Origin of the sequence: Pseudomonas cucumis, from assembly GCF_030687935.1 — a bacterium.
GTDB classification, from domain to species: domain Bacteria; phylum Pseudomonadota; class Gammaproteobacteria; order Pseudomonadales; family Pseudomonadaceae; genus Aquipseudomonas; species Aquipseudomonas cucumis.
In genome coordinates this window covers 5,160,167-5,183,681 of the sequence record NZ_CP117454.1, presented here as the reverse complement: position 1 = coordinate 5,183,681, position 23,515 = coordinate 5,160,167, and the positions used below count along the sequence as shown (strand labels likewise).

Below are 23,515 nucleotides of genomic sequence, written 5' to 3'. Positions count from 1 at the left end.
GCCCAGCGGGGTACCACTGTGGTGACTCAAGCGGTGGACGTCATGCGTGACCTGGCCAAACACATGCAAACCGCTGGCGAAGGCATCGAAGCGCTGAACGCACAATCATTGGTGATCGGCACCATCGTCAAAACCATCAGTGGCATCGCCGAACAGACCAACCTGCTGGCGCTCAACGCGGCCATCGAAGCGGCTCGCGCCGGTGAACAGGGTCGAGGTTTTGCCGTGGTGGCTGATGAAGTTCGGCAACTGGCCTCGCGCACCAGCCAGGCGACCGATGAAATTGTCGGCGTCGTACGCCAGAACCAGGACATGGCGCGCAACGCCGTGGCCCTGATGACCGATGGCAAACTCCAGGCCGAACAGGGGCTGGCGCTGGCGGCGGAGGCAGGTACGGTGATCGTCGAAATTCAAGACGGGGCGCAGAAAGTGGTGAACGCGGTTGGGCAGTTTGCCAATCAGTTATCCACTTGATGCTATCTGTACGGCATGAATAGCCCTAAAAAGGTCAGGCCTCCTTTTGCAGCTTGATCAGACTTGGATTCTTCGCTAATAAAAAAAGGCCTACCTTCCGGTAAGCCTTTTCACATCTCTGCGTACGACTCAATCCCCTAACGCTTCCCCCTCACGCCGCGGATCGGCTCCGCCGGCCAACGCCGCTTTTCCCTGCACATCCTTGACCCGAACAATCGCCTGAGTCCCGCTGGTCATGTCGATCTCGTTGACGTTGTGCCCTTTGTCCTTCAGTGCCTGAATCAGCTTTGTGCTGAACTGACCCTGTTCCAGTTCGGTCGGGCCGTTGCGGCTGCCGAAATTGGGCAGGCTGATGGCCGCTTGCGGGTCGAGGTTCCAGTCGAGCAGACCGATGGTGGACTTGGCCACGTATTCGATGATTTGCGAGCCGCCGGGGGAGCCGATGGTGGCCAGGAACTCGCCGTTCTGGCGATCGAAGATCAGCGTGGGCGCCATGGATGAGCGCGGGCGTTTACCCGGTTCGACGCGGTTGGCGACTTTTTGCCCGTTCTCTTCAGGAATGAACGAGAAGTCGGTCATCTGGTTGTTGAGTAGAAAACCCTGGACCATCAGGTGCGAGCCAAACGCTGCTTCCACGGTGGTGGTCATGGACACGGCGCCGCCTTCGTCATCGACCGCCACCACTTGCGAGGTGGAGATGCGCAGCGGCGAGCGGTCCGGCGCGTAGGCAACCTGAATCCCTGGAGGGGTGCCGGGTTTGGCCTGACCCATGCTGCGGTCGCCAATCAAGGAGGCGCGGCTGGCCAGATAAGTCGGGTCGATCAGACCTTTTACCGGTACGGGTACGAAGTCGGTGTCGGCGACATACTGCGCTCGGTCGGCGTAAGCCAGGCGCTCGGCTTCAGCGATCAGATGCACGGCTTCAGATGACGGCTCGATGCCCGCCGGCTTGCTGGTCTTGACCGGTTTGAGTGGTGCCAGGGCAAAACGCGGGTCGCGGGATTCCAGCGCCTGCAAGGTGCCGAGAATTTGCGCCACGGCGATCCCGCCCGACGACGGTGGCGGCATGCCGCAGACCTGCCAGCGTTTGTAGTCGGTGCATAGCGGCCCGCGTTCCTTGGCCTTGTAGCGTTGGAGATCGTTCAACGACAGGCTGCCGGGGTTGGCGTGGCCCTGAACCTTGGCGACGATCTCTTTTGCGATCGACCCTTCGTACAGGGCATCGGGGCCTTCCTTGGCTATGCGCTTGAACACCGCGGCGAGTGCCGGGTTTTTCAGCGGTGTACCGATGGCTTTCGGGCTGCCATCGGTATTCAGAAAGTAGGTGGCCATGTCCGGTGAACGCTGTATGAGCGCATCCGCCGCGATCAACTGATGCAGTCGTGGCGAAATGGCGAAGCCTTGTTCCGCCAGTTTGATGGCGGGCTCGAACAACTTCGCCCACGGCAGGCGACCGTGCTTTTGATGCGCCAGCTCCAGTGCCCGCAATACACCCGGCGTCCCCACCGAGCGTCCGCCGATCTGTGCCTGGGTGAACGGCATCGGTTTGCCATCGGCTTGCAGGAACAGTTTTTCGGTGGCGCCGGCCGGAGCGGTTTCGCGACCGTCGTAGGTGCGCACTGCCTTGCCATCCCACAGCACGATCAACGCGCCACCGCCGATACCCGATGATTGCGGCTCGACCAGCGTCAACACCGCTTGCATGGCAATGGCCGCGTCAATCGCCGACCCCCCTCCACGCAGCATCTCCCGCCCGGCTTCGGCTGCCAGCGGGTTGGCGGCCGCGGCCATGTGTTTCGAGGCGTGCCGGGTCTGCAGGTCGGTGCGATAACCTGAGGCGATTTCTGGCGCGACCGGCAGGGTTGAGACTGACGGCGAAGAGGGCGGGACATTACACGCGGCGAGGGTTAAAGCGGTGGCGATCAGCGAAAAAGCTGACAGGCGAAAGCGACTCAAGTGGAAGGCTGAGAACACGCGGGGCACTCCGTCCATGGGATAAAATGTCCGGGGACTTTATCGGTCTGGGGGGAGCGACGCAAATCAGGTCCGCCGTCCTGAAACGAATGCCGCTTTTCTCGAGGCATAAAAAAACGGCCTACCTTTCGGTAAGCCGTTTTTAGTACTTGGTGGCTACACAGGGACTTGAACCCCGGACCCCAGCATTATGAATGCTATGCTCTAACCAACTGAGCTATGTAGCCAAGTGGCGCGCATTATTCACCTGGAACGAAGATGCGTCAAGCGTAAATCTAAAATATTTCTCCACACTTTCAACCGCTTATCCCGCTGGCCCGAAAAATCAGGCCAGGGGAGGGCGTCAGCTGAGCTGAAATCTCCCGGTATTCGCACTCAAGGCCTTGCTGCCCTGGCTCAAGGTGTCCGCCGCCAGGTTCACCGCCCGTGCGCCTTCAAGCAAGCGTACCGCAGCCTGATCGACTTGCTGGATGTTGCCGCTGACTTCATCGGCGGTGCTCGCTTGCTCTTCGACAGCGGTAGCGATCTGCGCCAGGGTGTCGGTGACACTCTGCACCGCGCTGGCGATTTCCCCCAGGCGCTCGCCGAGACCGGTGACGGCTTGCGCATCCGATTGTGCCTGGCCGCAGGCGGCTTCCATCAGGCTTACCGCTTCGTTGACGGTGCTGCGCAGGCTGTCGACGGTGCCGGCGATTTGTGCGGTGGACGATTGAGTGCGTTGCGACAGGCTGCGCACTTCATCGGCCACCACGGCAAAGCCACGACCTTGCTCGCCGGCCCGTGCGGCCTCGATGGCGGCGTTGAGGGCCAGCAGGTTGGTCTGCTCGGCGACACCGCGAATGGTATCGACCACCAATTGAATCTGCTGCCCTTGCTCGCTGACCCGACCCAGTGCCGCCGCGGTGTCGTTCAAGCGCTGATTGAGCTGCTGAATACTCGCTGTCGTGCGTTGGCTGTCACGACTGCTGTCGGCGGCGATGCGCTGGGTGTGCTGAGCGCTGCCGGAAGCCTGTTCGCAACTCTGGGCTACTCCTTGAGAAGTGGCCGCCAGTTGCGTGGCTGCAGCGGCGATCTGACTGATTTGCAATTGCTGAGCCTCGACTTCGCCGAGAGCGCCGCTGGAGTGGTCGTTGAGGGTGCGCACCGCGTTGCTCAGTTGCAGGGTTTCGTGATCGACCCCCAGCAGGCTGTTGCGCAGTTGCACCACCGCGACATTCAGGGCGGTGCTGATCGCCGCCAGTTCGTCGCGCCCTTGCACCGGTACTTGCAGGCTCAGGTTGCCGTCACGCAACGCTTCGGCCAGTAGCGTGATGCCGCTGGCGCTGCGACGGATTGAGGCCTGCAAACAGATGAACAGGTACAACGCGGCCAGTAGCAGGCAACCAAAAACTGTCGCCACCAGGATGAATTGGCGGATGGCCGAGCCGTGGTAATAGTCCAGCCGTTGATCCAGAGAAACCAACGATTGCTGACGCAACGAGGCGAGGTCGCCGAGGAGGGCGTCGAGGCTGCGTTCAAAGTCTTCCGGCTTGAGGTTGATGCTGCCGCCGAAGACGCCCTCGTCCAGCACTTTCAAACCGGCGTCCAGGTGCTTGAGACTGTCGTGGTATTGCCCGGCCCAGATTTGCAAGGCACTGGGCAGGCGCGCTTCCAGCAGGCTGGCGGTTTTCACCAGCTGTTCCCGGGCATCGCCGATGCGGCTGCGCAAGTCCCGCAGTTGCAGGCGGCTTTGCAGGGTGAACTGCCCGGACACCACCGATGCCTGACCGACCGCGGCGAGGCGCCCGACCCGTTCAATCAGGTCCGGTGCGTGTTGGGTGGAGATCTGCGTCAGCAGATATGTTTCCAGCCATGGCGCCAGGGTCAGGCGATTGTCCATGGCGATTTGTTCGCGCAGGGCTTGCAGGGCGCTCAAGGCATTAGTGAAGCGATCGTAGCCGTCCGGCCACCAACCGACGCTGCTCAAGCTTTTCGTATCCAGGCCGGTGAGCGCGGTTTGCAGGGCCTGATAGCGGGTGAGAGTTTGGTCCTCGGCGCCTTCGGTTTTCAGGGCATTGCCCAGGTCCATTGTGGCTTGAGCCACGGCCGGCTGAACCGCGTCGAACGCTGCCATTGCAGCGATGGTTGCGGGTGTCGGCTGGCGATTGGTTTCGGTGGCGCGCCAACGAGCGGCGCGGTCACGCTGGGCGGCGAGCAGATTGTCGAGCGCATCGAGGGCGAGCAATTGACGAACCCCGGCGCGCTCGCCGGAGATCAGGTTCAACTTGTCACGATAATCCTGACCGATCATCCACAGGCTGCCCGCAAGTGGCAGGATAAACAGCAGAAACAGCAGCTGAAATTTGCGCGCGAAGCCGAAGCGCCCCAGCAGCCCGATCCCCGGTGATAAAAAAGCCTGCATGCCCCATGACTCCTCTGGACACCACGCACCATTGGCGTGCGTCGAGGTCATTGCGACCGCGACTTGTGCCCTGCTAAAAGGCCTCGAAAGTTCACCTTGGTCCGCTCTGTAGGCCGACTCTGTAGCGAAACTTCCCATTCTCGGTTCCCTTTGTAAGGGGCCGCGTTGAAGCGGATAAACAAGGCAAGATTCAGACCATGGCTTTGCGCTATCACCTTCTTTTTTGAAGTCGTTAGCAGGCTAAGGGGATGGCGCACCTGCACCGAAAAATGGCACATTGACCGACCTGCCAGCGCGCACCCATCCGCAGTACGGAAACTCTCATGGCTATCAGCAACACGCAGTCCGCCGCTACGTCGGCGCCCGCCGCTTCACAAAGCAGCCCGCTGGTCATGCGCATCATCGGCGCGGTGGCGCTGGCGCATTTGATCAACGACCTGATTCAGGCGGTATTGCCGTCGATCTATCCGATGCTCAAGGCCAGCTATGGCCTGACGTTCACCCAGATCGGTCTGATCACCCTGACCTTTCAACTGACGGCCTCGCTGTTGCAGCCATGGGTCGGTTATCACACTGATCGTCATCCCAAACCCTGGTTGTTGCCGGCCGGTACCGTCTGCACATTGATCGGCATTCTGATGATGTCTGTGGTCGGTAGCTTCCCGATGATTCTGCTGGCGGCGGGGTTGATCGGTGTCGGCTCATCGACCTTTCACCCGGAAGCTTCTCGGGTGGCGCGATTGGCTTCGGGTGGGCGGTTCGGCTTGGCGCAGTCGACGTTTCAGGTCGGCGGCAATGCGGGGTCGGCTTTCGGACCGTTGCTGGCGGCGGCGATCATCATTCCCTATGGTCAGGGCCATGTGGCCTGGTTCGGACTGTTCGCGCTGTTTGCGCTGTTCGTGCTGTATCGGATCAGTCGTTGGTACACCAACCATCTGAATCTGTTCAAGCTCAAACAAGGTCAGGCAGCGACTCACGGCTTGTCGAAAGGCCGGGTAACCAGCGCACTGGTGGTGCTCGGGTTGCTGGTGTTCTCCAAGTATTTCTACATGGCCAGCCTCACCAGCTACTTCACGTTCTACCTGATTGAAAAATTTGACCTGTCGGTGGCCAGCTCGCAGCTGCACCTGTTCCTGTTTCTCGGTGCAGTAGCGGCGGGGACCTTCTTCGGCGGGCCGATCGGCGACAAGATCGGGCGCAAGGCGGTGATCTGGTTCTCGATCCTCGGCGTCGCACCGTTCACTCTGATGCTGCCCCACGTTGATCTGTTCTGGACCAGCGTTCTAAGCGTGGTGATCGGTTTCATCCTCGCCTCGGCGTTCTCGGCGATCGTGGTATATGCCCAGGAACTGGTGCCGGGTAACGTCGGGATGATTGCAGGGGTGTTCTTCGGACTGATGTTTGGCTTTGGCGGGATTGGTGCGGCGCTACTCGGGCATCTGGCGGATATTCACGGCATTGAGTACGTGTACTTCCTGTGTTCGTTCTTGCCGTTGTTAGGGGTGTTGGCGATCTTTTTGCCGAGAACCCAAAAAGGCTGACCCGTACCGACCGGTATAGAGACTTGTAGTGCTAAAGCATGCCTGCAACCGTGATTGCCGTTTGCGCAAATCACTATCCTGATGGAAACTTCGCGCCTTTCTGGACTCGATAAGAGTGCGAGCAGTGGAGTTTGATTACCGGCCTATCACGCTGGCGATGTCATCGTCAGTCTGGACGTTCAAGTCAGCGGCGGTATTGGACCATAGCGCTCGGTGTCTTCCATGATCATCAAGTCCCAAGGGGCATAGGCCCATGAATCTCTACAGTCAGTATGCGTTGGCCTGCGTGGGGATGATGCTGTTGTACACTTGCGTAAGGAACTACGCGCTCAGGAAATGGCTGGGTATTGCTCTGGTCGGTTTGGGCTTTGGCGTGATGTTAGTGCTGCCGCCCTACATTGGCAGCATCGATGTCGGGATCTTTGCAATCGCAGTAGTGGGGGCGGGGTCTTCGATGTTCTTCAATCGGACAAAGCACCGTGTGTGACAATAACGATAGTGGCACACTGACGCGGATGACGAAGAGGTTAGTAGGGCCTTATTGCGTGCGTTAACGATCTCGATCGCGACCTTTTACAAAAATCAGCCGTTTCGATAGACATAGCTATACGCGTTAATCGCTGGTACACCACCGAGATGTGCATAGAGCACCTTCGATCCATCCGGGAAAAACCCCTGGCGGACGAGATCGATGAGGCCTTGCATGGATTTTCCCTCATAGACCGGGTCTGTCATCATGCCTTCCATGCGAGCGCACAACCGAATGGCTGTGTTGGTTTCTTCTGATGGAATGCCATAGGCCGGATAGGCATATTCTTCTTTAAGGACAACATCGTCAGCTGTGATTTCCTGGCCAAGCCCAATAAGCTTCGCCGTATGCTGAGCGATTGCCAACACTTGTGCCCTGGTTTGTTCAGGTGTGGCGGAGGCGTCGATACCAATCACATTGCGCGCACCACCATCCTTGGCAAATCCCACCAACATGCCTGCATGTGTGGAGCCGGTCACAGTGCAGACGATGATGTAATCAAACCTGATCCCCATCCTGGCCTCTTGCTCGCGTACTTCTTCGGCGAAGCCAACATAGCCCAGACCTCCATATTTGTGCATGGAAGCTCCGGCGGGAATTGCATACGGTTTGCCTCCTTTCGCCTTGACGTCTTCTAGCGCCCGCTCCCAGCTCTCGCGGATACCGATATCGAAACCTTCATCGACGAATTCAATCTCCGCCCCCAGCACGCGGCTCATCAGGATATTCCCGACCCGGTCGTAGACCGCATCCGGGAATGGAACCCAGCTTTCTTGAACGAGACGGCACTTCATGCCGAGTTTGGCAGCGACAGCCGCGACCTGGCGCGTGTGGTTTGACTGGACGCCACCGATGGACACCAGCGTGTCCGCCTGCGAGGCAATGGCATCGGGAATGATGTATTCCAGCTTGCGGATCTTGTTGCCGCCAAACGCAAGTCCGGAGTTGCAATCCTCTCGTTTGGCATAGAGCTCGATATTGCCACCGAGACATGCCGACAGACGATTGAGTTTCTCAATCGGCGTAGGGCCGAACATCAGTGGATAGCGTTCAAAATTCTCCAGCATGAGGGTTCTCCAGATCACGGATGAGCCGTTTTCAGTCTAGAGCAGATATGAGAGGGGCGCGTGTCACGGCTCCGAGTCCCGACTCATGGTCCTACTGCCAGGAACGCAAGGGCTCATATCCGCCCGTGGCGCAGCCTTGCATGGGTATCGGTCAGTTTGGCCCGATCACAATGGAGGAGAGGGATCCCAAGACGTAAAAATCCCCGTATCATCGAGTGATTACGGGGATTTTGAGATTACCGAGGTCCGTGGAAATCCACGGTTCCTATTACACGTTGAAACGGAAGTGCATCACGTCGCCGTCTTTAACGATGTAGTCCTTGCCTTCCAGGCGCCATTTACCCGCTTCTTTGGTACCGGCTTCGCCCTTGTACTGGATGAAGTCGTCGTAAGCGATGACTTCGGCGCGGATGAAGCCTTTTTCGAAGTCGGTGTGGATCACGCCGGCGGCTTGTGGTGCGGTAGCACCGACGCGGACGGTCCAGGCGCGGACTTCTTCGACACCGGCGGTGAAGTAGGTCTGCAGGTGCAGCATCTCGTAGCCGGCGCGGATCACGCGGTTCAGGCCAGGCTCTTCGAGGCCCAGGGCTTCGAGGAACATGTCTTTCTCTTCACCGTCTTCCAGTTCGGCGATTTCGGCTTCGATCTTGTTGCAGACCGGAACCACCATGGCGCCTTCTTCTTCGGCGATGGCTTTGACGATGTCCAGCAGCGGGTTGTTCTCGAAACCGTCTTCAGCGACGTTGGCGATGTACATGACCGGCTTGGTTGTCAGCAAATGGAAGCCACGAATCACCGCTTTGTCATCGGCGCCCATGTTCTTCATTAGCGTACGCGCTGGCTTGCCGAGGGTGAAGTGAGCGATCAATTGTTCCAGCAGGCCTTTCTGGACCACGGCGTCCTTGTCACCACCCTTGGCGTTGCGGGCGACTTTCTGCAATTGCTTCTCGCAGCTGTCGAGGTCGGCGAAGATCAGTTCCAGGTCGATGATCTCGATATCACGTTTCGGGTCGACGCTGTTGGAAACGTGAATCACGTTCTCGTCTTCGAAGCAGCGGACTACGTGGGCGATGGCATCGGTTTCACGGATGTTGGCGAGGAACTTGTTGCCCAGACCTTCACCTTTCGAGGCGCCGGCCACCAGGCCTGCGATGTCGACGAATTCCATGGTGGTCGGCAGGATGCGCTTGGGATTGACGATGGCCGCCAAGGCTGCCAGGCGCGGATCCGGCATCGGCACGATACCGGTGTTCGGCTCGATGGTGCAGAAGGGGAAGTTCTCGGCCGCGATCCCGGACTTGGTCAGGGCGTTGAACAGGGTGGACTTGCCGACGTTAGGCAGGCCGACGATGCCGCAATTGAATCCCATGGTGTTTCCCCTCGGGTAAAAGTCAGGCCTTCTGGCTGTGCAGGTTTTTCATCGCGCGGTTCCATTCACCGGCGAGGATATCCGGCAGCACGCCGAGGGCAAAGTCGATGCTGGCATCGAGTTTTTCCTGTTCGGCGCGTGGCGCACGACCCAGGACGAAATTTGAAACCATACTGGCAACGCCCGGGTGGCCGATGCCAAGCCGCAAGCGGTGAAAGGTATTCTGATTGCCCAGTTGCGCGATGATGTCGCGCAACCCGTTGTGACCGCCGTGGCCGCCGCCCTGTTTGAGCTTGGCAACGCCCGGAGGCAGGTCGAGTTCGTCATGCGCCACCAGAATCTCTTCCGGCTTTATCCGAAAGAAGCCGGCAAGTGCCGCGACGGCCTGGCCGCTGCGGTTCATGTAGGTGGTGGGAATCAGTAGACGAACATCCTGACCCTGATGCGAATAGCGCCCGGTCAGGCCGAAATATTTGCGATCGGCCACAAGGTTGACACCCTGCGCGTGCGCGATGCGCTCAACAAAAAGGGCCCCTGCGTTATGCCGGGTCTGTTCGTATTCAGCGCCTGGATTTCCCAGGCCAACGATCAGTTTGATGGCAGTCACGATAGGGGCCCTTCCTAGGAGTGGTGGATAACATCACCGCAATCAGGGAGTGCGGCGAAAGTGGACGACAAGTGCTCATTTACCATTATGTAAACTCCGCGTTCTCGCCCGCTTTCTCGCTACGCTCTAGTCCGCGATGTTTCCGGTCACTCCGGCGAACAGAGTGAAATTACTCTGCTGCGCCTTCAGTAGCTTCTGGAGCAACACGTGGAGCGTGAACGTTGGCAACAGCCTTGTCATCGCCGTGTGCCAGAGCAACGAACTCAACGCCTTTAGGGGCTTTGAGGTCAGACAGGTGAATGATCGAACCGACTTCGGCGTTAGCCAGGTCGACTTCGATGAATTCAGGCAGGTCTTTCGGCAGGCAGGACACTTCGATTTCCGAAGTCACGTGCGAAATCTCGCCGCCTTTCTTGACCGGTGCTTCTTCGTTGATGAAGTGCACTGGAACGATAGCGGTCAGTTTCTGGCCGGCAACTACGCGTACGAAGTCAGCGTGCATCACGTGGCCTTTGGCCGGGTGACGTTGCAGAGCTTTGATTACGACGTTTTGCTTGGTGCCACCAACGTTCAGCTCGATGATGTGGCTGTAAGCCGCTTCGTTTTCGAGCAGTTTGGCAACTTCTTTGGCCAGCATGCTGATGGATTCAGGGGCTTTGTCGCCACCGTAAACAACAGCTGGAACCAGGGCGGCGAGACGACGCAGGCGGCGGCTCGCACCTTTCCCCAGGTCGGAACGCACTTCAGCATTCAGAGTAAAATCGTTCATGTTGTATCTCCAAAATAACCACACTCGCCCCAGCGTTTGCGACCAGCGCTAAAGGCGATATGGGCAAAAAAGCCCCGCCCCGACAGTAATGCCGGGGCGGGGCGCTTTTCGTCAGCGAGATGTAATGAGAAGGGCAGGGCCCTTAACGGAACATCGCGCTGATCGATTCTTCATTGCTGATGCGGCGAACCGCCTCGGCAACTACCGGTGCAATATCCAGTTGACGGATACGCGCACAGGCTTGTGCTGCAGCGGACAGCGGGATGGTGTTCGTCACCACCAGCTCGTCCAGCACGGAATTTTCAATGTTTTCGATCGCCCGACCCGACAGCACAGGGTGCGTGCAGTAGGCGAAAACCTTGGCAGCGCCATGCTCTTTCAGGGCCTTGGCCGCGTGGCACAGAGTGCCGGCGGTATCGACCATGTCATCGACCAGAATACAGGTACGCCCTTCGACATCACCGATGATATGCATCACTTCAGAGTGATTGGCTTTCTCACGGCGTTTGTCGATGATCCCGAGATCCACGCCCAGGGATTTGGCAACAGCCCGTGCACGCACGACGCCACCAATGTCCGGAGACACGATCATCAGGTTTTCGAAGCGCTGATCTTCAATGTCATCCACCAGTACCGGGGAGCCGTAGATGTTATCTACCGGAATATCGAAGAAGCCCTGAATCTGGTCAGCATGCAGATCAACCGTGAGAACACGGTCGATGCCGACTACGGTAAGCATGTCAGCAACGACTTTCGCGCTGATAGCCACACGTGCGGAACGCGGACGGCGATCCTGACGGGCATAACCAAAGTAAGGAATAACAGCAGTGATACGAGTAGCCGAGGAGCGGCGGAAGGCATCAGCCATCACTACCAGTTCCATCAGGTTATCGTTGGTCGGAGCGCAAGTCGGCTGAATAATGAAGACGTCTTTACCACGAACGTTTTCATTGATCTCGGCAGTAATTTCGCCGTCGGAGAACTTACCGACAGAGATGTCACCGAGAGGGATATGCAGCTGACGTACAACACGCCGAGCCAGATCGGGGTTAGCGTTCCCCGTAAAGACCATCATCTTGGACACGCGCAGTACCTGAAGGCTGAGGGTAACCTGGATGAGTATAGGAAAATGGCAGGGGCGGCTGGATTCGAACCAACGCATGGCAGGATCAAAACCTGCTGCCTTACCGCTTGGCGACGCCCCTGTATCTGTTGCAACGAGTACCCAGTACTCGATTCCTTTTAGAGCAGACTTTGCAGCTTGCGATGCAACATCGAAATGTTGCTTCCTTTCGCTACAAACCCTGTAAGGGTCTCTGTCAGAAGGGCCGAGACTTTATCAGCTTCAGCCTTGCTTGGGAAGCCCCCAAACACACAACTTCCAGTTCCGGTGAGTTTTGCTTCGGTAAATTTACCTAACAAATTCAATGCGTTACGTACATCTGGATAACGCCTTGCTACCACCGGTAAGCAGTCATTTCGACTGTTTCCCTTGGGAACGGGGCGCACTTTAATGGGAGGAGTGTTACGTGTCAACAGTGGATCTGAAAAAATTTCTGCTGTACTTACAGATACTTGCGGCACCAGCACGAGATACCACGGTTCTTCGGGCTCCACAGGGGTGAGTTTCTCCCCCACACCCTCGGCGAAAGCCGCGTGGCCACGCACGAAAACCGGGACGTCGGCGCCAAGCGTAAGGCCCAGCGCGGCCAGCCGATCCTCATCCCAACCCAGTTGCCAGAGATGATTGAGACCCAGCAATGTGGTTGCCGCATTCGAACTGCCGCCACCGATTCCACCGCCCATGGGCAGGATTTTTTCGATCCAGATATCGATACCCAGTGAGCAACCGGATTGCTCCTGAAGTTTTTTTGCGGCTTTGACGATCAGGTTGCTGTCGTGAGGGACGTCGGCGAATTCGGTGTGCAACCGAATCACGCCATCGTCGCGAACGGCGAAGGTGATTTCATCACCGTAATCGAGGAACTGAAAAATCGTTTGCAACTCGTGGTAACCGTCTTCACGGCGACCGAGGATATGCAGCATCAGGTTGAGCTTGGCGGGCGAGGGCAATGTCAGGCGTGGCGCAGTCATGTTCACTGCCCCAGCTTGCGTGGTTGCCATTCCTTGATCACCAGCGTGACATCAAGGTCGGTGCCGTGCAGTTTGATCCGCTCGGGTAGCCAGTAGCCGTTCTGCTCGGCATAGCTGAGGTACTCGACCTGCCAGCCATCCTGTTCGAGATTGGCCAGGCGGCTGTCGACGTCGAGGGTCAGGCGACTTTTGCTGTCCGGGGCCGGGAGTCCGCGAACCCACCATGCCAGATGGGATACCGGCAGTTTCCAGCCCAATTGTTCTTCAACCAGGGCTTCCGGGGTCGGCGCGTCATAGCGGCCCTGATTGGCCACTTCCAGCGAGACTTTGCCAGGGCGACCGGTCAGGCGAGCCGCGCCACGACCCAGCGGGCCGGAGAGGCGGATATCGTAGTAATCCTGGCGTTGCAGCCAGAACAATGTGCCGCTACCCGAATCTTTTGGCGCACGAATGCCGATTTTGCCGTTGATCTGCCAGCCGTCGAGACCGGTCAGTTGCTGTTTGTGCTCGCGCCATTGGGCCTTGTTGCCTTGACCCTGGACCGATTCGCGGGCAACGAAGCCCGCGCAGCCGGCGAGCAGGGCGATGAAGCTGAAAATAATGAGATGGCGCAAAAACATAATCTTAAAGAGTCTCTGATCCGGTCAGGCGCTTGATGGTGCCGCGCAGGGTAGGGCTGTCGGGTTGTTCCTTGAGGAACTTGCTCCAGATTTTCTTGGCTTCGCGCTGTTTGCCATTGGCCCACAGGACTTCACCCAGGTGAGCGGCGACCTCCTGATCGGGGAAGCGCTCCAGCGCCTGGCGCAAATACCGCTCGGCTTCATCAAGGTTGCCCAGGCGGAAATTGACCCATCCGAGGCTGTCCAGGACTGCCGGGTCTTCCGGGTTGATCTGGTGTGCCTGTTCGATCAAGGCCTTGGCTTCGGCATAGCGTGTGGTGCGGTCGGACAGGGTATAGCCGAGAGCGTTCAACGCCATCGCATTGTCCGGGTCGCGCTTGATGATCAGTCGCAGATCCTTTTCCATCTGAGCCAGGTCATTGCGTTTTTCTGCCAGCATGGCCCGGGTGTACAGCAGATTCAGATCATCGGGGTATTGCTGCAGGGCTTGCTGCAAGACGTTCCAGGCCTTGTCGCCCTGTTTGTTGGCGGACAAGGTTTCGGCTTCGATCAGGTACAGCTGGATCGCGTAATCGGGTTGCTCGCCGCGCTCGGCTGCCAGACGGCTTTGGGCTTCGGCGGTCTTGCCATTGCTCATCAGAATATCGGCCTGACGCAATTGTGCCGGCAGGTAATCGTTGCCCACCCCGACCTGGGCGTATTCGATCAATGCGCCCTGCGGGTCGTTACGCTCTTCAGCAATGCGCCCCAGGTTCAGGTGTGCCGAGTCGACATGGCTTTCCCGAGCGATCAAATCTTCCAGGTAACCTTTGGCCTCGTCCCACGCCTTGGCTTCCAGGCAGACCAGGGCCAAGGAATAACGCAGTTCGTCGTCTTCGGGGTATTGCTGCACCAGGCTCGAGAACTCGACCTTGGCGTCGTCCATGCGATCCTGCTCAACCAGCATGCGAGCGTAAGTCAGGCGCAGGCGTTTGTCGTCCGGGTATTTCTTGATGCTTTTTTGCAGCAGCGGCAGGGCTTCATCGCCACGGTTGAGCCCTTGCAGCAGGCGCGCGCGCAGCAGGATCGGCGCTATTTCGCCCTCGTCCGGCGGGTTGTCTTCGAGCAGGGTCAGGGCACCTTTGGCATCGCCGTCCTGTTGCAACAGCAAGGCCTTGCCGAAAATCAGCTGGTTGTTGTGCGGATGGCGCTGCAACAGGCGGTCAAAACCTTTCATCAGACCGTTGCGGGTCTCCTGATCGGTATCGGCGGCGGACAGGGCGAGAAAGTCGAAATGCGTGTCGCCTTTGCCTTGCAGGACTTTCTCCATATAGACCATGGAGTCGTCATAACGCCCTGCGCGGGCGAGTTGCACGGCCGCCGCCCGTTGCGCCTCGAGATCGTCCGGGGCGTTTTTGGCCCAGACCAGTGCGGTGTCGAGGGCAGCCTGATCGGCACCCAGATACTCGGCAATGCGAAATGCCCGCTCGGAGATGCCCGGATCCTGGGTGTTGAGGGCCTGGGTCACGTAGTTGTCCAAGGCAATATCGTAACGATTGCGCTGGCCAGCCAGTTCGGCGCTCAATAGGCTGAAGATGGTTTCTTCACTGAACGAGCTGTAAACCTTGGGCTTTTCAGGAGCTGGAGCGCTGTCTTCGACCGGCGGCGTACCGTCCGACGAAACGGGTGCCAAGGCCTGGCAGCCGCTGAGGAAGACAAAAGCGAGGAGCAACGCGGAAGATCTATTCATATAGGAAGAGGACGACTAACCTGCGGTCGGATCATCATGACACAAGCCTTCGGCCAAACATAACCGAGTGTCGATGGATGCCTTTATAGGGGCAGGTAATTGACGCAATAGTCAGTGGTAGTTGTTCTGGCTCTGTCGAAGTAGGACAATTGTCGGCTTCACGTCACCATCAGCGACCTTGAATGGCCTTCCTTGCACTCGGTATTAACCACAAGACTGCTTCAGTAGACGTCCGCGAGCGCGTGGCCTTTACCCCCGAGCAGCTGGTTGAGGCCTTGCAGCAGCTCTGCCGACTTACCGACAGCCGCGAAGCTGCGATCCTCTCCACCTGCAATCGCAGTGAGTTGTATATAGAACAGGATCACCTTTCGGCTGACATCGTGTTGCGCTGGCTGGCCGATTATCATCATCTGAGCCTCGATGAGCTGCGCGCGAGCGCTTATGTGCATGAAGATGATGCGGCAGTTCGTCACATGATGCGGGTTGCCTCCGGGCTCGATTCGCTGGTGCTGGGTGAACCACAGATTCTCGGTCAAATGAAATCGGCTTACGCTGTCGCTCGCGAGGCCGGCACCATTGGTCCGCTGCTCGGGCGACTGTTCCAGGCCACCTTCAATGCGGCCAAACAGGTGCGTACCGACACCGCCATCGGCGAAAACCCGGTATCCGTAGCGTTTGCCGCGGTCAGCCTGGCGAAACAGATTTTCAGTGATTTGCAACGCAGCCAGGCCTTGCTGATCGGTGCCGGCGAGACCATTACCCTGGTCGCCCGCCATCTGCATGAGCTGGGGGTGAAGCGAATAGTGGTCGCGAACCGCACCCTGGAGCGTGCGAGCATCCTGGCCGAGCAGTTCGGCGCCCACGCAGTGCTGCTCTCGGACATCCCGGCAGAACTGGTGCGCAGTGACATCGTCATCAGTTCCACCGCCAGCCAGTTGCCGATTCTCGGTAAAGGGGCGGTGGAAAGCGCCTTGAAATTGCGCAAGCACAAGCCGATTTTTATGGTGGATATCGCCGTCCCTCGGGATATCGAACCGGAAGTCGGCGAGTTGGACGACGTTTACCTGTATAGCGTCGACGATCTCCACGAAGTGGTCGCCGAAAACCTAAAGAGCCGTCAGGGCGCTGCCCAGGCCGCCGAAGAGATGGTGTCGATTGGTGCTGAAGATTTCATGGTTCGCCTGCGCGAACTGGCGGCGGTGGATGTGCTCAAGGCCTATCGTCAACAAAGCGAGCGCATGCGCGACGAAGAATTGCAGAAAGCCCAGCGCATGCTCGCCAATGGCAGCAGCGCCGAAGACGTGCTGGTGCAACTGGCCCGCGGCCTGACCAACAAACTCTTGCATGCTCCGAGCGTGCAATTGAAAAAGCTCTCTGCCGAAGGCCGCCTCGATGCGCTGGCCATGGCCCAGGAACTCTTTGCCCTCGGTGAGGGCTCATCGGATAGCTTTTCGGATAAAAAACCGCAATGAAAGCGTCACTGCTCAATAAGCTGGACATCCTCCAGGACCGTTTCGAGGAATTGACCGCCCTGCTTGGCGATGGCGAGGTCATTTCCGATCAAAACAAGTTCCGCGCCTATTCCAAGGAATACGCGGAAGTCGAGCCAATCGTAGGCACCTATAAACAGCTGCTTAAAGTGCAGAGTGACCTCGAAGGGGCTCAGGCGCTGCTCAAGGACAGCGACCCGGACATGCGCGAAATGGCCGTGGAAGAAGTCCGCGAAGCCAAAGAGCAACTGATCGAAATCGAAGCCCAACTGCAACGCATGCTGCTGCCCAAAGATCCGAACGACGGGCGCAACGTATTCCTCGAGATCCGTGCCGGCACCGGCGGTGACGAAGCGGCAATCTTTTCCGGCGACCTGTTCCGCATGTATTCGCGCTACGCCGAACGGCGTGGCTGGCGGGTAGAGATTCTCTCGGAGAACGAAGGCGAACACGGCGGCTATAAAGAAGTCATTGCCCGGGTCGAAGGCGAGAACGTTTACGGCAAGTTGAAGTTCGAATCCGGCGCACACCGCGTACAGCGGGTTCCGGCCACTGAATCCCAGGGCCGCATCCACACCTCGGCTTGCACCGTGGCCGTGTTACCCGAGCCGGACGAGCAGGAAGCGATCGAGATCAACCCGGCGGATCTGCGGGTCGACACCTATCGCTCCTCCGGTGCCGGTGGTCAGCACGTCAACAAGACCGACTCGGCGATTCGTATCACGCACTTGCCGTCCGGTATTGTCGTCGAGTGCCAGGAAGAACGTTCCCAGCACAAGAACCGCGCCCGGGCGATGTCCTGGCTGTCGGCCAAGCTTAACGACCAACAGACCAGCGCAGCAGCCAATGCCATCGCCAGCGAGCGAAAGTTACTGGTAGGTTCCGGTGACCGTTCCGAGCGTATTCGCACCTATAACTTTGCCCAGGGCCGGGTCACCGACCACCGGGTCAACCTGACGCTGTATTCGCTCGACGAAATTCTCGCCGGTGGCGTGGATGCGGTGATCGAACCGCTGCTGGCCGAGTTCCAGGCCGACCAATTGGCAGCGATAGGTGAGTAAATGACGATCATTGCCAGCTTGTTGCGCGCCGCCGATTTGCCCGACTCGCCCACCGCGCGTCTGGATGCCGAATTGCTGCTGGCGGCTGCCTTGGGCAAGTCCCGCAGTTTTCTGCACACCTGGCCTGAGCGTATCGTCCCGAGCGAAGCGGCCCTGAAATTTGCCGAGTACCTGCAACGCCGCCGTAGCGGTGAGCCGGTGGCCTACATTCTGGGGCAGCAAGGCTTCTGGAAACTCGACCTGGAAGTCGCGCCCCACACGCTGATTCCGCGTCCCGACACCGAGTTGCTGGTGGAAGCCGCGCTGGAACTGTTGCCGGCGACCCCGGCCACGGTTCTCGATTTGGGCACCGGCAGCGGCGCCATCGCCCTAGCCCTGGCCAGCGAACGTCCGGCCTGGAAAGTCACCGCCGTGGATCGTGTGCTGGAAGCCGTGGCCCTGGCCGAGCGCAATCGCCAGCGGCTGCACCTGAGCAACGCCACAGTGCTGAGTAGCCATTGGTTCAGCGCTTTGGAAGGCCAACGCTTTCAATTGATCATCAGCAATCCGCCCTACATTGCTTCGACCGATCCGCATCTAGCGGAGGGCGACGTGCGCTTCGAACCCGCCAGTGCCCTGGTGGCCGGCGTCGATGGGCTAGACGATTTGCGTCTGATCGTCGCCCAGGCACCGGATCACCTTGAAGCGGGTGGCTGGTTGATGCTCGAACATGGTTACGATCAAGCTGAAGCCGTACGCGATCTGCTACTCAGCCGCGGCTTTGAAGAGGTCCACAGCCGCACCGATCTGGGCGGTCACGAACGCATCAGTCTGGGGCGCTTGCCGTGCTGAATGATCAGGAATTACTGCGTTATAGCCGGCAGATTCTGCTGCAACACGTCGACATAGACGGCCAGTTGCGGCTCAAAGAAAGCCGCGTGCTGATTGTCGGCCTCGGCGGTCTCGGCTCGCCGGTTGCGTTGTACCTGGCTGCGGCGGGTATCGGTGAGTTGCATCTGGCGGACTTCGACACGGTTGACCTGACCAATCTGCAACGCCAGATCGTTCACGACAGCGACAGCGTAGGCCTGAGCAAAGTCGATTCGGCGATCCGTCGTCTGACCGCGATCAATCCCGAGATTCAGTTGATTGCCCATCGCACCGCACTGGATGAAGATTCCCTGGCTGCGGCAGTTGCGGCGGTGGATCTGGTGCTGGACTGTTCGGATAATTTTTCCACCCGCGAAGCGGTCAACGCCGCCTGTGTCGCGGCGCGCAAACCGCTGGTCAGCGGTGCGGCGATTCGGCTGGAAGGGCAGTTGTCGGTATTCGACCCCCGCCGTCCGGAAAGCCCGTGTTACCACTGTTTATACGGGCATGGCAGCGAAGCCGAATTGACGTGCAGCGAAGCCGGCGTACTCGGTCCGCTGGTGGGCCTGGTCGGCAGTCTGCAAGCCCTCGAAGCGCTGAAGTTGCTGGTGGGGTTCGGCGAGCCGCTGGTGGGGCGCCTGTTATTGATCGATGCCTTGGGTACGCGCTTCCGTGAGTTACGGGTCAAGCGTGATCCGGGCTGCAACGTCTGCGGGTCAAGCCATGCGTGAAGCGCCGATTGCTGTATTCGATTCCGGCGTCGGTGGACTCTCCGTGCTGGCCGAGATCCAGCAGTTGCTGCCCAACGAGTCTCTTTTGTACCTCGGCGATTGCGGGAATATTCCCTACGGCGAGAAATCCCCGGCATTCATCAGTCAGCGTTGCAGTGTCATGGCGCAGTTCTTTCAGCAGCAGGGCGCCAAGGCGCTGGTGCTCGCTTGCAACACCGCGACAGTCGCGGGTGTTGCGGACTTGCGGCGCGATTTCCCCGAGTGGCCCATCGTCGGCATGGAGCCGGCGGTCAAACCGGCTGCTGCGGCGACGCGCAGTGGTGTGGTGGGGGTACTCGCCACCACCGGTACTTTGCAGAGCGCCAAGTTCGCCGCCTTGCTCGACCGTTTCGCCACTGATGTGCGGGTGATCACTCAGCCGTGCCCCGGGTTGGTGGAGTTGATTGAAAACGGCGATCTGCACAGCGAGGCATTGCGTCAATTACTGCAAGGGTATGTTGATCCGCTGCTGGCTGAAGGTGCAGACACGATCATTCTTGGCTGCACGCATTATCCCTTTCTAAAGCCGCTGCTTAAGCAGATGCTCCCCCAGAGCATCAGCCTGATCGATACCGGTGCCGCTGTGGCCCGGCAGCTTCAACGATTGTTGGCCGAGCGTGAGTTGCTGGCCGAGGGACCTGCTTGCGCTGCCCGGTTCTGGACGAGTGCGGATCCGGAGCATTTCAGAAATATCTTGCCGGTTTTATGGCATTCGACGGGTGTTGTGCAAAGCTTCGACTTGTAGATAAAAAATGTGATGAGACGAATAATTGGGCTGAACTTCTGATCAAGCGTCAACTTCTATAGCTTTGTCTGTTGAACAGCATAAAAACCATACGAAATTGTTCGGAAAAGGATGTTTCTAATGAAGCGACTATTCTGCTTGGCCGCGATTGCGACCGCATTGATGGGGCACAGTTTTACCGCGCAGGCAGCCGGGGTGGAGTTCGGGGTAGGCCAGACCAGCGATTCGACCATGACTTACCGACTGGGCATGCAATTCGACTGGGACAAGAGCTGGTTGCAGAGTGATATCGGTCGCTTGACCGGTTACTGGAGCGGCGCTTACACCTATTGGGAGGGCGATGAAACGTCGAGCAATCACAGTTTGTCGTTCTCGCCGGTGCTGGTGTATGAGTTTGCCGGTCAGACCATCAAGCCCTACGTTGAAGCGGGTATCGGCATCGCGGTGTTTGCCAACACCGAAGTCGAAGACAACAAACTTGGCGGGGCCTTTCAGTTCGAAGACCGTTTCGGGTTTGGTCTGCGCTTTACCGGCGGACATGAAGTCGGGATTCGCGCCACGCACTATTCCAATGCCGGGATCAGCAGCCCGAACGATGGCGTAGAGAGTTACTCGCTGCATTACACGATGCCGTTGTAACGTCAAAAGCTTCGCGGGCAAGCCTCGCTCCTACAGGGTACGGTGGGTAGGAGCGAGGCTTGCCCGCGAAGGCGTCAGACCTGCTGACATATCTCTAAAATCGACCCTTTCACCGATACGCCGTCGCAATCCCCTGGCGTTCGGTGATGCATTCCGGTGCGCCCATTTCGAACTCCCGGCAGATCAGCGGACGTTTTTCGTAGATGGTGCACATCATGCTGTTGCGATCCAGTGCGGCGCACCAACCGTCATCCAGTCGCAGCATGACTTCCCCGCCCCAATCGTCGGTATCGATAAAACGCTCGGGCACGCCGGTGTCGGTGATCAACATGACTTCAAGCTGGCAGCAGCAGGCCGCGCAGGTCGAGCAGGTGACCGCAGGTTCGGCGATTTGCGTGTGGGGAATGGTTTTCATGGCACGCAGTGTAAGGCAGTGAGCCCACGCTGTGTGAAAGGCCTGACGGACGCTCAGGCTTCACGGCAGACCCTCGATCGGCGGATTGTTTCGCTCCATGCGCTTGCCGATTTCCAGTCCCGTCTGGCCGGGCTTTTGCGGCAGAGGCCAAAGGACAGGCATAAGCAGTTCCGGTAAGGGGAGCTCCAGTGGACGATGCTTGAGCATGTCGAAGAGGTATCGCGCAGCTTTGTCCGCCGACCAGTCGACGTGTGTCGAGAGGTCGTTGTTCAGAGGTGTATCGATAACCCCTGGACTGACCACGGTCATTTCGATGTTTTCCGGCTCCACGTCGATGCGCAAGGACTCGAAAAGGTGACGCAACCCGGGCTTTGAGTCGCCATAGGCTTCGGCCCGTGGCAGGGGCAGGTAGGTCACCGAGCTGGCCATGCCCACCAGATGCGGCGCGGTGCCCGCCTGCAGCAGGGACCGGGCAGCTTCGATGCAATAGCTGCTGGCAAGCAGGTTGGTACGCACGATGTGTTCGATGATTGACGAGTCGAACTGGTTGGCGTCGACGTATTCGCAAGTACCCCCGTTGAGGATCATGGTGTCCAGAGAACCCCATTGCTCGGCAATCTGCTCGCCGATTTCGCGCACCCGCTGGCCATTGGTCAAATCACCCGCGACCACCAGCACTTGCCCGGGATAACGCTGAGACAGGGCTTTCAATGGCGCCAATGAGCGGGAGCTGACAGCCAGGTGGGCACCGGTTTTCAGTATTTCTTCGGCCAAAGAGGCACCAATGCCATTGCTGGCACCGGTCAACCAGTATCGCCTTGGAGGTGTAAGACTCATCCCAGTTCCCTTTTAACCGGATAATTTCCCGGCGCAATGTTGTATTTATAACGCAACGCGGCGGCATCACGTTAATTCAGAGGGTGATAAACCCTGTCGGGATGGCAGGTTCTTGAACGCGGCCAAGGCCCGGTCGCGGGAAGTGCTCAGGTTGACGATGGGCGATGGATAATCCGCCACGCCGAATAATCCGTCGAGTCTCGCGCGATTGTGCAGGTCTTTTTTGCTCATTCCATTGATCTGCGGCAACCAATGTTTGATGAAAACCCCTTCGGCATCGAATTTTTCCGATTGACTCAGTGGGTTGAAAATCCGGAAGTAGGGCGCCGAATCGGTGCCGGTGGACGAACTCCACTGCCAGCCACCGTTGTTCGCCGCCAGATCGCCGTCAATCAGATGTCGCATGAAGAAGCGTTCGCCTTCACGCCAGTCGATCAGCAGGTTTTTGGTCAGGAACATTGCCACGACCATGCGCAAGCGATTGTGCATCCAGCCGGTTTCCAGCAATTGGCGCATGGCGGCATCGATGATCGGCAGACCGGTACGGCCTTGTTGCCAGGCCTTGAGGTCTTCCGGGGCGTCACGCCAGGCGAGGGCTTCGGTTTCCGGGCGAAAGGCCCGGTGCCGGGAGACCCGTGGGTAGCCCACCAGAATGTGTTTGTAGAACTCGCGCCACAGTAACTCGTTGATCCAGGTAACGGCGCCGACCTTGCCGCTTTCGAACTCCCCCTGATTACTGCGCAACGCGGCGTGAAAACATTGACGGGGGGAAATGACTCCGGCGGCGAGATAGGGTGAAAGCTGGCTTGTACCGGGTTTTGCCGGGAAATCGCGCTCGCTGTGGTAATAATCGATCTGTGAGCCGGTAAAGGTCTCGAGGCGGTGTTGGGCTTCGGCTTCGCCGGCCGGCCAGAGAGCACGCAAACTATCGCTGGGCGTGTCGAAACCCTCGACATGAGAGGGCGGTTCGTCGCTGGCGATACCCAGCGGAGCCTGGATGGCGGGGGCGGTAACCAATCTCGGCAATGAGGCATGCAAGCGTTCGTAACAGACCTTGCGAAACTGGCTGAAGACCTGGAAGTAGGTCCCGGTTCTCGTCAGTACGGTGCCGGGCTTGAACAACAGTTGATCGAGGTAGCTGTAAAATTCGATGCCTTGAGCTTTCAGCGCATGGGCCACCGCTGCATCACGACGGGTTTCATGAATGCCGTATTCCTCGTTGACGTGCACTGCGTCGATCTTCAGTTGCTGGCACAACTTGAGCAGGACCTTTGGTGCCTCATCCCAGCGGGACGCCTTGCGAATCAGCAGCGGGATGTTCAGGGCGTCCAGCGCATGGCGTAACTCGCTGAGGTTGCGCAGCCAGAAATCCACTTTGCACGGCGCATCGTCATGCGCCAGCCATTGCTGCGGACTCAGCAAATACACCGCCACACTCGGGCCGCGGGCTGCGGCGGCCGAGAGGGCGGTGTTGTCGTGTAGACGCAAGTCGCTGCGCAGCCAGATCAATTGCATGGTGGTATCCGCACGATCCA

22 protein-coding genes and 2 tRNA genes are annotated in these 23,515 nt (G+C 58.7%); 9 read left to right on the top strand and 15 right to left on the bottom strand.

Features of this window, described 5'->3' with window-relative positions:
* The first annotated feature begins 42 nt into the window (after positions 1–42).
* Positions 43–474 (top strand): methyl-accepting chemotaxis protein, encoded by a 432-nt coding sequence (locus PSH97_RS28655; protein WP_405046562.1) that lies wholly within the window; start codon positions 43–45, stop codon positions 472–474.
* A 129-nt stretch (positions 475–603) separates the two neighbouring features.
* Here the strand turns inward: PSH97_RS28655 and ggt are convergent, their stop codons facing one another.
* The 3 genes from ggt to PSH97_RS23465 form a co-directional block, all read right to left on the bottom strand.
* Entirely contained in the window at positions 604–2,448 is a 1,845-nt protein-coding gene (gene ggt / locus PSH97_RS23475; RefSeq protein WP_305446889.1) for a gamma-glutamyltransferase, read from the bottom strand.
* 150 nt (positions 2,449–2,598) lie between these two features.
* Positions 2,599–2,675 (bottom strand) — tRNA-Met (locus tag PSH97_RS23470).
* A 116-nt stretch (positions 2,676–2,791) separates the two neighbouring features.
* Positions 2,792–4,849: a methyl-accepting chemotaxis protein gene (locus tag PSH97_RS23465; protein ID WP_305446888.1), complete on the bottom strand. Its 2,058-nt coding sequence runs from the start codon at positions 4,847–4,849 to the stop codon at positions 2,792–2,794.
* A gap of 323 nt (positions 4,850–5,172) precedes the next feature.
* Between PSH97_RS23465 and PSH97_RS23460 the strand changes: the two genes are divergently transcribed.
* Both PSH97_RS23460 and PSH97_RS23455 read left to right on the top strand, forming a co-directional pair.
* On the top strand, positions 5,173–6,390 hold the full coding sequence (locus PSH97_RS23460) for an MFS transporter (protein WP_305446887.1): 1,218 nt from the start codon (positions 5,173–5,175) through the stop codon (positions 6,388–6,390).
* 253 nt (positions 6,391–6,643) lie between these two features.
* Positions 6,644–6,877 carry a hypothetical protein gene (locus tag PSH97_RS23455; protein ID WP_305446886.1) on the top strand — a complete coding sequence of 78 codons (234 nt, stop codon included), beginning with the start codon at positions 6,644–6,646 and terminating at the stop codon, positions 6,875–6,877.
* A gap of 95 nt (positions 6,878–6,972) precedes the next feature.
* Here PSH97_RS23455 and PSH97_RS23450 read toward each other — a convergent pair whose 3' ends face one another.
* The 9 genes from PSH97_RS23450 to PSH97_RS23410 form a co-directional block, all read right to left on the bottom strand.
* Positions 6,973–7,986 carry a 1-aminocyclopropane-1-carboxylate deaminase gene (locus PSH97_RS23450; protein ID WP_305446885.1) on the bottom strand — a complete coding sequence of 338 codons (1,014 nt, stop codon included), beginning with the start codon at positions 7,984–7,986 and terminating at the stop codon, positions 6,973–6,975.
* Positions 7,987–8,254: 268 nt separating this feature from the next.
* Positions 8,255–9,355 carry a redox-regulated ATPase YchF gene (ychF, locus tag PSH97_RS23445; RefSeq protein WP_305446884.1) on the bottom strand — a complete coding sequence of 367 codons (1,101 nt, stop codon included), beginning with the start codon at positions 9,353–9,355 and terminating at the stop codon, positions 8,255–8,257.
* Between the two features lie 22 nt (positions 9,356–9,377).
* Entirely contained in the window at positions 9,378–9,962 is a 585-nt protein-coding gene (gene pth, locus PSH97_RS23440; RefSeq protein WP_007905795.1) for an aminoacyl-tRNA hydrolase, read from the bottom strand.
* Positions 9,963–10,131: 169 nt separating this feature from the next.
* On the bottom strand, positions 10,132–10,731 hold the full coding sequence (locus PSH97_RS23435; RefSeq protein WP_305446883.1) for a 50S ribosomal protein L25/general stress protein Ctc: 600 nt from the start codon (positions 10,729–10,731) through the stop codon (positions 10,132–10,134).
* 142 nt (positions 10,732–10,873) lie between these two features.
* Positions 10,874–11,815 carry a ribose-phosphate pyrophosphokinase gene (locus PSH97_RS23430; RefSeq protein WP_003171603.1) on the bottom strand — a complete coding sequence of 314 codons (942 nt, stop codon included), beginning with the start codon at positions 11,813–11,815 and terminating at the stop codon, positions 10,874–10,876.
* A 46-nt stretch (positions 11,816–11,861) separates the two neighbouring features.
* A tRNA-Gln gene (locus PSH97_RS23425) sits at positions 11,862–11,936 on the bottom strand.
* 37 nt (positions 11,937–11,973) lie between these two features.
* Positions 11,974–12,825 carry a 4-(cytidine 5'-diphospho)-2-C-methyl-D-erythritol kinase gene (gene ispE / locus PSH97_RS23420; protein ID WP_123359251.1) on the bottom strand — a complete coding sequence of 284 codons (852 nt, stop codon included), beginning with the start codon at positions 12,823–12,825 and terminating at the stop codon, positions 11,974–11,976.
* 2 nt (positions 12,826–12,827) lie between these two features.
* Positions 12,828–13,445, bottom strand: a complete 618-nt coding sequence (gene lolB, locus PSH97_RS23415; protein ID WP_008074188.1) for a lipoprotein insertase outer membrane protein LolB — start codon at positions 13,443–13,445, stop codon at positions 12,828–12,830.
* A 4-nt stretch (positions 13,446–13,449) separates the two neighbouring features.
* The gene (locus PSH97_RS23410; RefSeq protein ID WP_305446882.1) at positions 13,450–15,174 is read right to left on the bottom strand and encodes a tetratricopeptide repeat protein; all 1,725 of its coding nucleotides are present in this window, start codon (positions 15,172–15,174) and stop codon (positions 13,450–13,452) included.
* A gap of 182 nt (positions 15,175–15,356) precedes the next feature.
* Between PSH97_RS23410 and hemA the strand changes: the two genes are divergently transcribed.
* The 6 genes from hemA (at position 15,357) to PSH97_RS23380 (ending at position 20,728) form a co-directional block, all read left to right on the top strand.
* Positions 15,357–16,646 (top strand): glutamyl-tRNA reductase, encoded by a 1,290-nt coding sequence (gene hemA, locus PSH97_RS23405; protein WP_305446881.1) that lies wholly within the window; start codon positions 15,357–15,359, stop codon positions 16,644–16,646.
* Entirely contained in the window at positions 16,643–17,725 is a 1,083-nt protein-coding gene (prfA, locus tag PSH97_RS23400) for a peptide chain release factor 1 (RefSeq protein ID WP_305446880.1), read from the top strand. Before hemA ends, prfA begins: the two co-directional genes overlap by 4 nt.
* The gene (gene prmC / locus PSH97_RS23395; protein ID WP_305446879.1) at positions 17,726–18,556 is read left to right on the top strand and encodes a peptide chain release factor N(5)-glutamine methyltransferase; all 831 of its coding nucleotides are present in this window, start codon (positions 17,726–17,728) and stop codon (positions 18,554–18,556) included.
* Entirely contained in the window at positions 18,550–19,305 is a 756-nt protein-coding gene (locus tag PSH97_RS23390) for a molybdopterin-synthase adenylyltransferase MoeB (RefSeq protein ID WP_305446878.1), read from the top strand. The genes prmC and PSH97_RS23390 overlap by 7 nt, the downstream gene beginning before the upstream one ends.
* The gene (gene murI / locus PSH97_RS23385; protein WP_305446877.1) at positions 19,298–20,089 is read left to right on the top strand and encodes a glutamate racemase; all 792 of its coding nucleotides are present in this window, start codon (positions 19,298–19,300) and stop codon (positions 20,087–20,089) included. Before PSH97_RS23390 ends, murI begins: the two co-directional genes overlap by 8 nt.
* A 120-nt stretch (positions 20,090–20,209) precedes the next feature.
* Positions 20,210–20,728, top strand: coding sequence for an acyloxyacyl hydrolase (locus tag PSH97_RS23380; RefSeq protein WP_192345469.1), 519 nt, complete (start codon positions 20,210–20,212; stop codon positions 20,726–20,728).
* A gap of 109 nt (positions 20,729–20,837) precedes the next feature.
* Here PSH97_RS23380 and PSH97_RS23375 read toward each other — a convergent pair whose 3' ends face one another.
* The 3 genes from PSH97_RS23375 to phrB all read right to left on the bottom strand — a co-directional run bounded on the left by PSH97_RS23375 (position 20,838) and on the right by phrB (position 23,495).
* Entirely contained in the window at positions 20,838–21,143 is a 306-nt protein-coding gene (locus PSH97_RS23375; protein ID WP_007905822.1) for a YkgJ family cysteine cluster protein, read from the bottom strand.
* A 60-nt stretch (positions 21,144–21,203) separates the two neighbouring features.
* Positions 21,204–21,980, bottom strand: a complete 777-nt coding sequence (locus tag PSH97_RS23370; protein WP_305446876.1) for an SDR family NAD(P)-dependent oxidoreductase — start codon at positions 21,978–21,980, stop codon at positions 21,204–21,206.
* Between the two features lie 66 nt (positions 21,981–22,046).
* On the bottom strand, positions 22,047–23,495 hold the full coding sequence (gene phrB, locus PSH97_RS23365) for a deoxyribodipyrimidine photo-lyase (RefSeq protein WP_305446875.1): 1,449 nt from the start codon (positions 23,493–23,495) through the stop codon (positions 22,047–22,049).
* Between the last annotated feature and the right edge of the window lie 20 nt (positions 23,496–23,515).

Bases quoted from the DNA above. Each gene is read 5' to 3' on its own strand.
- PSH97_RS28655 (WP_405046562.1), top strand. From the start codon at position 43: ATGCGTGACCTGGCCAAACACATGCAAACCGCTGGCGAAGGCATCGAA.
- PSH97_RS23465 (WP_305446888.1), bottom strand. From the start codon at position 4,849: ATGCAGGCTTTTTTATCACCGGGGATCGGGCTGCTGGGGCGCTTCGGC.
- PSH97_RS23460 (WP_305446887.1), top strand. From the start codon at position 5,173: ATGGCTATCAGCAACACGCAGTCCGCCGCTACGTCGGCGCCCGCCGCT.
- PSH97_RS23455 (WP_305446886.1), top strand. From the start codon at position 6,644: ATGAATCTCTACAGTCAGTATGCGTTGGCCTGCGTGGGGATGATGCTG.
- PSH97_RS23450 (WP_305446885.1), bottom strand. From the start codon at position 7,986: ATGCTGGAGAATTTTGAACGCTATCCACTGATGTTCGGCCCTACGCCG.
- ychF (WP_305446884.1), bottom strand. From the start codon at position 9,355: ATGGGATTCAATTGCGGCATCGTCGGCCTGCCTAACGTCGGCAAGTCC.
- PSH97_RS23435 (WP_305446883.1), bottom strand. From the start codon at position 10,731: ATGAACGATTTTACTCTGAATGCTGAAGTGCGTTCCGACCTGGGGAAA.
- ispE (WP_123359251.1), bottom strand. From the start codon at position 12,825: ATGACTGCGCCACGCCTGACATTGCCCTCGCCCGCCAAGCTCAACCTG.
- lolB (WP_008074188.1), bottom strand. From the start codon at position 13,445: ATGTTTTTGCGCCATCTCATTATTTTCAGCTTCATCGCCCTGCTCGCC.
- PSH97_RS23410 (WP_305446882.1), bottom strand. From the start codon at position 15,174: ATGAATAGATCTTCCGCGTTGCTCCTCGCTTTTGTCTTCCTCAGCGGC.
- hemA (WP_305446881.1), top strand. From the start codon at position 15,357: ATGGCCTTCCTTGCACTCGGTATTAACCACAAGACTGCTTCAGTAGAC.
- prfA (WP_305446880.1), top strand. From the start codon at position 16,643: ATGAAAGCGTCACTGCTCAATAAGCTGGACATCCTCCAGGACCGTTTC.
- prmC (WP_305446879.1), top strand. From the start codon at position 17,726: ATGACGATCATTGCCAGCTTGTTGCGCGCCGCCGATTTGCCCGACTCG.
- murI (WP_305446877.1), top strand. From the start codon at position 19,298: ATGCGTGAAGCGCCGATTGCTGTATTCGATTCCGGCGTCGGTGGACTC.
- PSH97_RS23380 (WP_192345469.1), top strand. From the start codon at position 20,210: ATGAAGCGACTATTCTGCTTGGCCGCGATTGCGACCGCATTGATGGGG.
- PSH97_RS23375 (WP_007905822.1), bottom strand. From the start codon at position 21,143: ATGAAAACCATTCCCCACACGCAAATCGCCGAACCTGCGGTCACCTGC.
- PSH97_RS23370 (WP_305446876.1), bottom strand. From the start codon at position 21,980: ATGAGTCTTACACCTCCAAGGCGATACTGGTTGACCGGTGCCAGCAAT.
- phrB (WP_305446875.1), bottom strand. From the start codon at position 23,495: ATGCAATTGATCTGGCTGCGCAGCGACTTGCGTCTACACGACAACACC.